At 61.2% G+C, this 12,490-nt stretch carries 12 protein-coding genes; 5 read left to right on the top strand and 7 right to left on the bottom strand.

Going from position 1 to position 12,490, the window contains the following annotated elements; translation table 11 throughout:
- Positions 1 to 183: 183 nt before the first annotated feature.
- The 5 genes from J3489_RS23780 (at position 184) to otnI (ending at position 5,004) form a co-directional block, all read left to right on the top strand.
- Positions 184 to 1,014, top strand: a complete 831-nt coding sequence (locus tag J3489_RS23780) for a FadR/GntR family transcriptional regulator (protein WP_207002259.1) — start codon at positions 184 to 186, stop codon at positions 1,012 to 1,014.
- Positions 1,015 to 1,134: 120 nt separating this feature from the next.
- Complete coding sequence (gene denD, locus J3489_RS23775) at positions 1,135 to 2,115, top strand: D-erythronate dehydrogenase (protein ID WP_207002257.1); 981 nt, start codon at positions 1,135 to 1,137, stop codon at positions 2,113 to 2,115.
- 27 nt (positions 2,116 to 2,142) lie between these two features.
- Positions 2,143 to 3,441 carry a 3-oxo-tetronate kinase gene (gene otnK / locus J3489_RS23770; RefSeq protein ID WP_207002255.1) on the top strand — a complete coding sequence of 433 codons (1,299 nt, stop codon included), beginning with the start codon at positions 2,143 to 2,145 and terminating at the stop codon, positions 3,439 to 3,441.
- Positions 3,438 to 4,100: a 3-oxo-tetronate 4-phosphate decarboxylase gene (gene otnC / locus J3489_RS23765; RefSeq protein WP_207002253.1), complete on the top strand. Its 663-nt coding sequence runs from the start codon at positions 3,438 to 3,440 to the stop codon at positions 4,098 to 4,100. Before otnK ends, otnC begins: the two co-directional genes overlap by 4 nt.
- Before the next feature lie 127 nt (positions 4,101 to 4,227).
- Positions 4,228 to 5,004, top strand: a complete 777-nt coding sequence (gene otnI, locus J3489_RS23760) for a 2-oxo-tetronate isomerase (protein ID WP_207002250.1) — start codon at positions 4,228 to 4,230, stop codon at positions 5,002 to 5,004.
- Between the two features lie 85 nt (positions 5,005 to 5,089).
- On the opposite strand, the gene J3489_RS23755 is transcribed toward otnI, so the two are convergent.
- Genes J3489_RS23755 through J3489_RS23725 form a run of 7 tightly spaced genes read right to left on the bottom strand, consistent with a single transcriptional unit; the run spans position 5,090 to position 12,462 of the window.
- The gene (locus tag J3489_RS23755) at positions 5,090 to 6,052 is read right to left on the bottom strand and encodes a 3-hydroxyacyl-CoA dehydrogenase (protein ID WP_207002248.1); all 963 of its coding nucleotides are present in this window, start codon (positions 6,050 to 6,052) and stop codon (positions 5,090 to 5,092) included.
- Positions 6,052 to 6,945, bottom strand: coding sequence for an N-acyl homoserine lactonase family protein (locus tag J3489_RS23750; protein WP_207002246.1), 894 nt, complete (start codon positions 6,943 to 6,945; stop codon positions 6,052 to 6,054). Before J3489_RS23750 ends, J3489_RS23755 begins: the two co-directional genes overlap by 1 nt.
- Positions 6,946 to 6,967: 22 nt before the next feature.
- Complete coding sequence (locus J3489_RS23745; RefSeq protein ID WP_207002244.1) at positions 6,968 to 7,543, bottom strand: hypothetical protein; 576 nt, start codon at positions 7,541 to 7,543, stop codon at positions 6,968 to 6,970.
- A 55-nt stretch (positions 7,544 to 7,598) separates the two neighbouring features.
- A complete protein-coding gene (locus J3489_RS23740) occupies positions 7,599 to 8,843 on the bottom strand; it encodes a sugar ABC transporter substrate-binding protein (RefSeq protein ID WP_242540240.1) in 1,245 nt (414 codons plus the stop codon).
- Between the two features lie 40 nt (positions 8,844 to 8,883).
- Positions 8,884 to 9,948, bottom strand: coding sequence for an ABC transporter permease (locus J3489_RS23735; protein WP_207002242.1), 1,065 nt, complete (start codon positions 9,946 to 9,948; stop codon positions 8,884 to 8,886).
- A gap of 1 nt (position 9,949) precedes the next feature.
- Entirely contained in the window at positions 9,950 to 10,927 is a 978-nt protein-coding gene (locus J3489_RS23730) for an ABC transporter permease (RefSeq protein ID WP_207002240.1), read from the bottom strand.
- Entirely contained in the window at positions 10,924 to 12,462 is a 1,539-nt protein-coding gene (locus J3489_RS23725; protein ID WP_207002238.1) for a sugar ABC transporter ATP-binding protein, read from the bottom strand. Before J3489_RS23725 ends, J3489_RS23730 begins: the two co-directional genes overlap by 4 nt.
- Positions 12,463 to 12,490 lie beyond the last annotated feature (28 nt).

Here is a 12,490-nt window from a genome sequence, read left to right as displayed (position 1 = left end):
GGATTGCCTGCGAATTCCGTGTGCCCGCCTGACTGGCGCAATCACCGCTGTCTCGCGTTATGTAATTGTTATCAAGTTGTATTATAACCATACATACTATGTATTGCGTATCGATCATAGGTAAAAAGTGATAACGTGTCAACGCATCGCCACTCACGACCCATCACATATCAGTGCATCGACATGGTTACTTCGACTTCTTCGCCACAATCGTCCATCGAGTTCGACCCGCCGAAGATCACGAACGTCGGCACGCTCGCCGACCGGGTGACCGCCGTTTTGCTCGAAAAGATCAAGGGCGGCGAGTTTCCGGCGGGCTCGCGGCTGCCGACCGAGCAAGTGATCTCCGAGCGCTTCGGCGTGAGCCGTACCGTCGTGCGCGAAGCCATCTCCCGGCTGAAATCGGACGGTCTCGTCGAAGTCCGGCAAGGCAGCGGCACCGTCGTCCGGGAGGCCAACCGCACGACTGCATTCCGGCTCGACATCGACCCGAAGGACTCCGTCGACGCGGTGCTGCGCGTGACCGAGTTGCGGCGCGGCATCGAAGCGGAAGCTGCCGCGCTCGCCGCGCAACGCCGCACGCGCGCGCAACTCGCCGACATCAAGCGCGCGCTCACGGCGATCGACACGGCAGCGAAGAATCAGCGCGACGGCGTCGACGAGGATCTCGCTTTCCATATGGCAATTTCGCGCGCAACCGGCAATTCGCTGTACCCGTCGCTGCTCGAATACATCAGTCAGTTCATCCATGCGGCGATCCGTGTGACGCGGACCAACGAAGCGCGCCGCGACGATTTCTCAACTCAGGTCCGCAACGAACATCGCGCAATCTTCGACGCGATCGCCGCGCAGGACCCGGCCGCTGCACGGAACGCCGCCATCAGCCACATCGACAACGCCGGAGCGCGTATTCAGGAAGCAGACTCCGCGTTCTGGGAAGGCGTCGGTACTGCGGCGGTGCGCCCGCTCATCAACGAAGAGAAGAAGGTGGCGAAGAAAGCCACGCGCGCCTAAGGGGTCAAGCAGGGTTAAGCGCGAACACATCCGTTTGCCACGCACGTCGACCTAATATAAGATCATCATACAACTTTTTTTGCGGCACACCTTCGCCGCACGTATTGTATGGAGACACACATGAAAATCCTGGTGACTGGCGCCGCGGGCTTCTTGGGCCGGCGTTTGATTCGCGAGCTGCTCGCGCGCGGCGAGCTGGCCGGCGCAGACGGCCAGCCGCAGCGCATCGAGCAGATCGATGCATTCGACGTCGTTCCGCTCGAGGGCATCGACGATCCGCGCGTTCACGCCACTGCCGGCGACATCTCCGACCCGGCCCAGGTCGAGCGGCTGATCGATGCGGGCACAACTACTGTTTTCCATCTCGCCGCAATTGTCTCCGGGCAAGCGGAACTGGAATTCGACCTCGGCATGCGGATCAATTTCGACGCGACGCGCGCGCTACTCGAACGCATCCGCTCGCTAGGCACGCAGGCGCGCTTCGTGATGACGAGCTCGGTTGCCGTGTTCGGCGGGGCGTTGCCGGCCACCGTCGAAGACGCGCATGTCTGGTCGCCGCAAAGCTCCTACGGCACCGAAAAGGCGCTCGCCGATCTGCTGCTCGCCGATTACAGCCGGCGCGGCTTCGTCGACGGCCGCAGCTTACGGATGCCGACTGTCGTCGTGCGGCCGGGCAAGCCGAACCGCGCGGCGTCGAGCTTCGCGAGCGGGATCATTCGCGAGCCGATCAACGGCGTCGATACCGTGTGCCCGGTCGCGCCGCAAACACTGCTGTGGCTGATGTCGCCGGACCGCGCGATCGACAACCTGGTGCACGGCCACGAGTTGCCCAAGGACAAGCTAACCAATGGGCGCGTGATCAACATGCCGGGTCTGTCGGTGACGGTCGAAGAGATGCTCGCGTCGCTGCGGCGTATCGCCGGCAATGAAGTGGCGAACCGTGTGCGCATCGAACGCGATCCCGCCATCGAGCGCATCGTCAATTCGTGGCCGGGCAACTTCTCGGCGAACTACGCACGCTCGCTTGGTTTCGTGTTCGACACGGACTTCGACAGCATCGTGCGCGCGTTCATCGCGGACAACGCCGCGCTCGCCGCCTGAGCGCGACGACTTGCGAAAGCGAACACCATGACCTCGTCACCTGTCCTTCTCGGCTGCATCGCCGATGACTTCACTGGCGCAACCGACCTCGCCAACATGCTCGTGCGCGGCGGGATGCGTACCGTTCAGACCATAGGCGTGCCTCGCGCGCCGCTCGATACGCCGGCGCAGGCGGTCGTCGTCGCGCTGAAGTCGCGCACCGTGCCGCGTGGCGAGGCGATTGCCGAGTCGCTCGCCGCGCTGGCGTGGCTGAAGTCGCTCGGCTGCAAACAGTTCTATTTCAAGTATTGCTCGACGTTCGATTCGACCGATGCGGGCAACATAGGGCCGGTAGCCGATGCGCTGATGCGCGAGCTGAATACGCCGTTCGCAATAGCGTGCCCGGCGTTTCCGGAGAACGGCCGCACCGTGTATCGCGGCAATCTGTTCGTCGGCGACCTGCCGCTCAATGAGTCGGGGATGCAGAACCATCCGCTGACACCGATGATCGACGCCAACCTCGTGCGCGTGTTGCAGCGGCAGACACCGACGAAAGTCGGGCTGCTGCGCTACGACGCCGTGCAACGTGGCGTCGAAGCGATCGCCGCTGCGCGCGCAGCGCTGCTTGAACAAGGGGTCGGGCTCGCGATCGCCGATGCGATCTCGGACCAAGACCTGTATACGCTGGGTGCCGCATGCGCGGACGATGTCCTGCTGACGGGCGGCTCGGGCCTCGCGCTAGGCTTGCCGGGCAATTTTGCGCGCGCCGGCCTGCTGCCGGCAGCCGAAGACACAGAACAGCTGCCGGCGGTCGACGGCCTTGCCGCGGTGCTGTCCGGCAGTTGTTCGCGCGCGACGCAGGCGCAGGTTGAACACTGGCGCAGCAACGGGCGGCCTGCGTTCCGCATCGATCCGCTCGCGCTCTTCGCCGGCGAAGCGGTCGTCGATCAAGCAATCGCGTTCGCCGGACAGCACCTCGGCCGCGAACCTGTCCTTTTCTACGCGACCAGCGCGCCGGAAGAAGTCGCTGCCGTGCAAAAGCAGCTCGGCAGTGCGGCATCGGGCGATCTGGTCGAACAGGCCCTGGCCAGCATTGCGCGGCGCCTGCGCGGTGCAGGGGTCCGGCATTTCGTCGTCGCCGGCGGCGAGACATCGGGCGCGGTCGTCAATGCGCTAGGCGTCGAGGCGCTGTGCATCGGGCCACAGATCGATCCCGGTGTGCCGTGCACCGTCTCGCTCGGCGCGTCGCCGCTCGCGCTCGCGCTGAAGTCCGGCAACTTCGGCACGGTCGATTTCTTTAGCAAGGCGCTGAAGCTTTTCAAACAACTCCAGGAACTACGCCGATGAGCTCCACGATATCGTCCGCAGCCGCCGCCGAAAGCCGGGCGCGCGAAGAGATTGCGCGCATCGGCGCGGATCTGTACCAACGCCGGTATACGGTCGGCTCCGCAGGCAACATCAGCGCCCGGCTCGACGATGGTTGGCTGATCACGCCGACCGACGCGTGCCTCGGCCATCTCGATCCAGCGAAGATCGCCAAGGTCGATGGTGAGGGCCAATGGGTCAGCGGCGACAAGCCGTCGAAGACGCTCGCGCTGCATCGGAACATCTACGACCGCAACCCGGCGATACACGGTGTCGTCCATACCCATTCGACGTATCTGGTCGCGCTGACGCTCGCAGGCGTATGGCAGGCGAACGACGTGCTGCCGCCGATCACGCCGTACTACGTGATGAAAGTAGGTCACATTCCGCTGATTCCGTATTGCCGGCCCGGCGACCCGAGCGTCGCCGAACGCGTGCGCGAACTAGCGAACGACGTGCGCGGCGTGCTGCTCGAGCGACTCGGTCCGGTCGTATGGGGCGCGAGCGTCTCACAGGCCGCGTGGGCACTGGAGGAACTCGAAGAAACCGCACGCCTGTGGCTAATGACCGAGCCGCGCCCTGCGCCGTTGAGCGACGCGCAAATCGACGAATTGCGCACGACGTTCGGCGCGCGCTGGTGAAATGCGCGTTGCGCAAACCACGCGAGCAGCGCAAACAACGTTTACCGCGCACGCCCGGCTCAAGCACAGATCAACTGTCTAACTCGAGCTGGCGCACGCCTTTCTCAACATTCGGACCTAGACAACCATGCCACGCTTTGCTGCCAATCTGACGATGATGTACCGGGAACACGAGTTCCTCGACCGTTTCGGCGCCGCCGCAGCTGACGGCTTCAAGGGGGTGGAATACCTGTTTCCGTACGATTACCCTGCGGACGAACTCGCCGCACGCCTGAAGCAACACGGCCTCACTCAGGCGCTCTTCAACGGGCCGCCGGGCGACTGGGCCAAAGGGGAACGTGGGATTGCGTCGCTGCCCGGCCGCGAAGACGAATTCCGGCGCGGCGTCGAAACCGCGCTGCGCTATGCGCATGCGCTCGGCAACGAGAAGATTCACATTATGGCGGGGCTGCTGGGCGTGGCCGACGATCGCGCGCGCCATCGCGACGTCTATCTGAAAAGTCTCTCCTATGCGGCCTCGCAGGCGGCCGCGCACGGCCTGACGGTGGTGATCGAGCCGATCAACATGCGCGACATGCCGGGCTATTTCCTCAATCGGCAAGGCGACGCGCAGCAGATCTGCCGCGAGGTCGGCGCACCCAATCTGAAAGTGCAATTCGATCTGTATCACTGCCAGATCGTCGAAGGCGACCTTGCAATGAAGCTCAAGCAGATGATCGCGGACATCGGTCATATTCAGATCGCCGGCGTACCGGAGCGCCACGAACCGGACGACGGCGAAGTGAACTATCCGTATTTGCTCAGGCTGATCGATACGCTCGGTTACGACGGCTGGATCGGTTGCGAATACATTCCGAGGCGCGACACCACGAGCGGCTTGGGGTGGCTGAACGAGTGGCTTTGAGGCATTGACAACCGAGAGCGCGGTCGCCCTGTCGGGCGGTCAAGAGAGTGTGCCTGGCAGATGTGCTCGTACGGAGCGGCAACCTTTATTCGTGGCTTCCCGATCTCGACCGGATAGCAGCAAAGCTCATCAGGCGATCATCACGCCACGCTCGCCGGCTAGCCAATTCGGTCGCCGGGAGATACTGCCTGCGCTCCGCCTCCACGCGCGTGACCAGCTCGGGTTCCCATGGTCCCTCACCGGTGCGCGATTTCGCGATCGAATAGTAGAGCGACCCAAGACGGGCCGCGTAATCGGCCACCCCTCCTGGGGCATTTAAGTCAATCGTTTCGAATGGGCCCATAAAGGACCATCGCCAGCCCAAGCCATCGCGCACCGTCTTGTCGACGTCCTCGCAGCTAGCGACGCCATCGCGAACCAGGGCCCATGCTTCGCGCAGGAGCACGGCCTGCAGACGGTTTAACACAAAGCCCTCTATTTCCTTGCGAACATGCACGACGCTCTGCCCGATCGCTTGCATCAGCGCGTCGACGAAAATCACCGCTTGCGGGGAAGTCTGGGTCGACGGGACGATCTCGACAACAGGAACCAGGTAAGGGGGGTTGACTGGGTGAGCAATGAGTACACGCGGCGAAATGGTCAGGTCGTTGGCAAATGCAGAGGCGGCAATCCCCGAGCTTGAACTGCCGACGATGAGATCATCCGCTGCCAGCCGTTCAATCTCGAGCATCACCTTACGTTTCACGTCCACGCGTTCGAGCACCGATTCCTGTACATACGCGCAGCCGTCGAGCCCCGCTTCAAGCGTCTGGACTACAGTCAGGCGCCGCTTGACAGTGTCAGGAGCGTCGCCGAGCAGGCCATGCTTATGGAGCGCTTCCAACTGTTCGGCAGCCCATGGAAGCGATGCATCGGCCGTGTCCTGATTCGAATCGTAGATGCGCACTGTCAGTCCCGCGCGCGCGAATGCTATGGCCCATCCCGCACCGACCAGGCCCGCTCCGACGATTGCAACCGGCCTGCCGCCCACGAGTTCGATAGCGCTCATTATCGAGTCACCACGGAAGATTGGTCCGCAGCCAGACAGATTTCGCTGACGCGCAGGTCGTGTTGTGTGATTCGTGACGGGAACATATCCTTTAACCGCTCTTCGTGGACTGGGACGACTCGTTTCACTTCATAGTTGACCGACTTCATCATCGCTTCCGTGGTCAAAACGAGATTTGTCTGGCTACCCACGGCGAGTCCGACCGGGTTGTACATCTTGTCACCGCCCACGGCGCCCCCGCTGCTTCCCAGGTTCTCGTACACGTAGACCAGGTCTCCCGCAAGGACCCAGCCGTCCTGTGACTGCTGCATGCCGTCATTGCGAATATGAATCCATTGGCTACCGTATGTATGGCTGTCGAAGGCGGCATGCAGGTCGATTCCGGGAAGGACGTCTTCGCGATCGCCATCTACGATAACCAACCGCCCCTGCCTCGCGAGTTCGACCGCACGCAGGATGTCGGATGGGTCCACCGCCCCCATCATCCAGCGCATCCGATCTGGAAGAGACAAAGCCCATATCCACTTGCTGAGCTCACGCTCCTGAATGTAGAACGTCGCGTTCGGGAATTGATCGGTATTGCCGAGATGATCGAAATGGGCGTGCGTGATGAAGACTGTATCGACGTCCTCGGGTGCCACGCCGCATTCGGCGAGCACTTCGCGCGGCGAATGCCAGTTCTCCACGCTGAACCTCTCGCTGAGCACTGCGCCATAGTCGTGTTGGTTGTAGCCGACGTCAACCATGGCCACATGTCCCTGCCCCTTGATCAAAGCATAGCAGTACGGAAGCTTCCTGTATCCTTGGTTATGAGCGCCATAGATGATGCCGCTGAGGTGGTAGTCCTTGACATAGGAATACTCGAGCACCCATATGGAGTATTTACTATCCATTCCCATCTCCTGATCCGTTTCCCTAGTCTTTAATAGCCGTTGTCGCGCGTGATGCGGAACCGCAATTGCAGCATGCCTGACCGAGGTCGATAGGGCTCAAGCCCAAAGACCGCTCAGAAGCCCATCGTATAAGCGCATTCGCTCGCCTTAGCTGCTCGTTCCAGCGGCCAACATATTCCCGAACCTGTGCTGGATCGCGTGTTGACGCCGCAAATTCAGCGGTGACGCCGTTGACCAACGCAACCGCGCGGCTGATGCACCAGTACTGACGCTTCGCCAAAGGCGGCGGCCGAATTCCGGCAATTGCATCGACGCACGCCGCGGCCTGTTCGATGCACGTCGCGACGGCATCATAATCAGCCTCGAAACGGCCGCGAGCCTGCGCCAGTATGAAAAGCCCCGCGAGTTGCCCGATGACGCGGTTGGCCCGGTCGTAGTGCGGCCGCAACGTGATCGCGTACGCGATCAGGTCGTCGCGGGTCGTGCTAATGTCAGCTTGCGGGTCGAGATCGTCCGGCGGTATGTCCAAGGCATCGCAGCCATACTCGTGCACCAACGGCATGCAGAATGCGCTAATTTCCGAAGCTTCCAGATCCATACGTCCCTCTTAAATCGTCCGACCGGCGACTTGGGCGCCGGTCTGTAACATTGCCCTATTTATACGCCAAAGGCTGGATATGGGTGGGCTGATACGCGTCCGCCGGAAGTGAGCACTGCTGGCAGTTGATCCCCGGCTGGTCGGGCGCCTTCACTACCGCGTCCGCCGGCAAAGGCTGGATCGTCTGGCCCGGCGTCGGCGTCCCGTTCAACGCAGAGTCCAGCGACAACTCGGGAAGCAGGTGCGAATTGAACACCTCAGTCACGAACGAATCCGCCACCTTGCTGGCAGGAAAGGTGTTACACCCGCCCTCTGGCCGATCACCGGAGCAAATCTTCACCTTCTCTGCCGGCACCCAAGGCAACGGGTACTGGATGTTGTGGGTGTCGAGCTTGCGCTTGCCCTGAAGCATTTCCATCATCAGCTTGAATGCGAAGCCCGCAGTCGCCGGGGGAGAGCCCGACGAAACACCCTGCAGGCCTTTCGCACGCATGTCCTGGTTGGCCAGTGCGAGCCGGAATCCATTCGAGTCTTCACCGGTCACGGGTACCAGCTTCTTGCCGGCGGCCACCAACGCCTTCACCGCGCCGTCTTCCCCCAATTCCGCCCAGATTCCGTCTACGTCAGGGTGAGCTGCAAGTGCCTTTGCGGTCTCCTGCTGCGTTGTACGATCATCCCAATACCCGTAGTACTCGGCGACCACCTTGATTCCGGGATACTTTTTAAAGACGCTCATCGCGCCATCGTAGTGGCGTTTATCGACGGAGTTGCCCGGAACGCCGCGACTCATGAAGATGTTTCCCTTTCCATGCAACTCGTTGGCGAGTGCCTGCGCAGTGTTTTCGCCGAAGCCCGCCGTGATATAGCTGACGTTATAGGCGCACGGTTCGGTCACGGTTGCGTCGTACATGAAAAAGGCCGTGCCTCTTTCACAACCGCGCTTTACGACGCGATTAAGCGCTGTAGGAGAGATCGGGAAGCTGATGACACCGTCAGCGTGCGCCGCGATCATGCTTTCATATGCCGAGATCTGTGACTGAACGTCTGTGCCGGAAATCACCTCCCTCAATTCGACTTCCTTGTCATACGGAGGCGTCTTCGCCAGCGCCTTGACGATATTCGCGGCCTCCGACTGCCACGCGTTGCCGCTGTAACTCAGGCTGAGATAGATCAGATACTTGTCCTTCTTCGGCGCGGCTTGAGCATGAACAGTCGAGATTGCCTGTGCGCCCAGCAATACCATCCCTGTGGCCAATGCTGCGCCACCGACATAGCGACGCAACAATTTAAAGCTCTTCATTTATGTGTCTCCTTGCTTATCAAAGAAATGCCTTAATGCCCTACTGGGCACCACGCTTGCCGCGCAGCGCCGTCCGAACGGTGTCCAGCGCCTTCTCGTGCTGCAGCACGACCGCTGCGAGAATCAGAGCGCCCTCGATCATCGTGCGCCATCCCTGCGCGAGTCCGAGAGACGTGATAATCATGTCGAGGATCGTCAGCAGGATCGCCCCGCCGATGGTCCCGATGAAGGCGCCGCGACCACCCAGGATTGACGATCCGCCGATCACCACTGCTGCGATCGACGGCAGTAAGTAGGACTCGCCCATTCGAAGAGTCGCACCGTTCGAATAGCCCACCAGCATCATTCCCGTGAACCCGGCGAGCGCGGCTGACGCGACATAGGTCAAGATCGTGACGCGGTCGACGCGGATACCGGCAATGTGAGCCGCGACGGGATTGCTTCCGAGAGCGTAGAGGCTTCGGCCGAAGGTCGTCTTTCCCTGAATCAAGACTGCAAGCACACAGAACGCAATAGTGAAGAACGTGATGATCGGCATGCCGCCCAGTCTTCCGCTCATCAACGCGCTAAGCGCATGTGGCGACGCACCGCTAGGGCTGCCACCCGTTGCGCCCAGGCAAAGGCTGTAGACGACGATGCCTGAGGCCAGGGTCATGATGAACGGCGGGACCTTGCAGAAAACGATGCCGACGCCATTGAATGCGCCCGCGCATGCACACACGGCGAGAATCACCGGAATCTGCCACCATGCGCCGGCATCTGGCGATGTGCCGCCCATCCACGAGGCCGTCAAGACACCGCCAAGGGTAATTAAAGACGGCACCGACAGGTCAAGGCCACCGATCAGTATCGTGAGCCCTTGACCAAACGAACAGACAATCAAAAACGACGCCAGCATCACGATGGTCTGCAACTGTTGCAAGCTGCCGAACTCAGGATTGATCAGCTTCGACAGCAATAGTGCAATGATGCAGGCTAGGTAGACCACGACCGCACCAATGGTTTCGCGCTGGATTCGTATCGATCCACGCTCGTCCGACTGCCGGGCGAGGCTATCGGGCCGTTCGACGTCTTGCTGCTGGGTACGGATGTGGGATTGACGCATTTCAACGACTCCTGCCCGCGAGCCGGCTCACGACACTCATGAATATGACCGCTGCAATCATTACGAGACCTTGGAACAAGCCGATGTAAAAGGATTCGACGCCCGACGAAAACAGCACCTTTTGAAGCAGCATCAGCGCGCCCGCCCCTATCATGCTGCCGTACAGTCCGCCCTGACCGCCGGTAAACGCAGTGCCGCCGAGCGCGATTGACGCGAAGGTCAACAGCAGCAGCGTGTTCCCCGCATTGGGATTGCCTGAGGCGGTCTGCGCCGACAGCATGAAGCCTGCCAGGCCATAAAGCATCCCGGCCAGCGTGAAAGCGATGCATCGGGTTTTCTTCACGTTGATGCCCGAGAGAGCCGCAGCCGTCTCATCTTTACCAACCGCATACAGGGCGACACCGGTATCAGTTCTGCGAAAGATCGCCCACAGCACGGCAACAGCTATCGCGAACAGTCCTGACGTGGGGATAACGCCCCATAGCGTGTCGGTAAGCGTCCCACTAATCCAATCGGAGACGCTGCCACCGGGCGCATCAAGAACGACGAGCGCAAGACCTCGGGTCAGAATCATCATCGCGAGCGTCACGGCAATCGACTGGAAGCCGCCGTACGCCACAAGTACCCCGTTACACAGGCCGACCAGCGCGCCGATGCCTAGCGCCAGAACGAGGCTGACAAGCGCTCCCCACGGACCGGGTAGCGGATAGGATGCGAGCACCACGTTGACGAGCGACAGGACCCCCGCCACCGACAAATCGAAGCCTCGCAACAGTATGACGAGCGTACCGCCGGCCGCCGCGATCGCGAGCGGGATAGCGTTGTTGACCAGATCGTTGAACGACGACACACTAAGCGCGCCCGCCTCCGTACGCACATAGAGCGCGTAGAGGATCAAGTAAAGCAACGAGACGATCGTCACGCCGTTTGAAAGCACACCTTGCAACCGGAGGCGTTTGCGGCCGATTGGGGTTGTCATGCTGCCGCCCTCACTGAGGAGTCTTCATGGTGTCCTGTCGCCGCGGCGATGATTGCCTTTTCGTCGAGCCGCTCCCCTTCCAGCCGGCTGACAATCCGGCCACCGTAGATGACCAGACATTCATCGCAAAGCTGGACGAGTTCGGACAGCTCCGATGAGTACATCAAGACTGCGCCGCCGCCCCTCGCATATTCCTGGATCACCTTGTAGATGGCCTGCTTGGTCCCGACGTCAACGCCACGCGTCGGATCGAAAAGAAGCAGGGTTCGGGCACCCGTCGTGAGAACGCGGCCGAGCAACGCCTTTTGCTGATTTCCGCCAGAAAGCTCGCCGATCTGGAAGCTCACGTAACGCTCCTGAAGATCGACTTGTTCAGCGACCTTGCGCGCGAGCGCGGCGTCGCGCTGGCCGCGCACTACACCTAGCGACGAAATACGCCGTAACGCACTGAGGGTTATGTTCTTCTGTACAGAAAGCGTTGGAAAGATGCCTTGTGTCTTTCGCTCTTCAGGAAGGAGAGATACTTCAATGCCAGCGCGCAGCGCGTGCGCCGGTGATTTGATCCGGACCGCCTTGCCATCGATCTTGACTTCGCCTGACTGAAGCGGCTTGAGTCCGAACAACGCATGAAACAGGTCGGCCTGTCCTTGTCCGTCGAGCCCGGCGACGCCGACGACGGAACCCGCCGGTACGCTGAATCCAACGTTGCGCACCATGCCCGCGCTGAGATCGCTGACATGCAGCCTGGGCTCGGCGCTGGCGTCGATGGCAACGCGGTCACGCGTGAACGATGCGATCCGGCTGCCGACCATCATTTCGAAGATGGCTGCATCGTCGGTGTCCTTGAGCTCGGTCGTAGCAACGCTCTTGCCGCTGCGCAGGACAGTACCGCGTGTGCACAGTTCACGGATTTCATTGAGGCGGTGCGAAATGTAGAGGACAGAGGTACCCCGCGCGATTTCCGCGCGAATCAGCGCAAACAGCCAGTCAGTCGAAGCAAGTACCGCTGTCGGCTCATCAAGGATCAGGAGCTTCGGACGCTTGCTCAGGGCCCGTACTATCTCTAACCGTTGCCGGTCGGCGAGCGTGAGCGCCGATACCACCGTGCGCGGATCGAAATGCTCCAGGTCATACTCGTGCAAGATCGCCTCGGCAGCCTGATCGTTCTCGCGTCGGGAGACCAGCCGAGCCATGCCTTTTTTCAGTGTCGGCAACGCGAGATTTTCGGCCACGGTCAGGTTAGTCAGCAGACTGTGCTCCTGAAACGCAGTAGATACGCCTCCTGCGCGCGCATCGAGGATCGAAGCCGGCTGATACAAGGTGCCGTTCAACGTCATGGAGCCGGTGTCAGCCGGCACGACACCGCTCAGGATCTTGACCAGCGTCGACTTGCCGGCACCGTTTTCGCCCAGAAGCGCATGCACTTCGCCTCGGCGGATCGAGAAGCTTACGCCACCAACAGCAATCGTCGGCCCGTACGACTTTCGTAGATCGCTCAATTCCAGCAGGTCCCGCCCGTCTTTTACTTCCATCATCGTCTCCTGACTCCGTTATCCGGCCCCA

Source organism: Trinickia mobilis, from assembly GCF_017315705.1.
GTDB lineage: Bacteria > Pseudomonadota > Gammaproteobacteria > Burkholderiales > Burkholderiaceae > Trinickia_A > Trinickia_A mobilis.
This window is presented reverse-complemented; position numbering and strand designations above follow the sequence as displayed.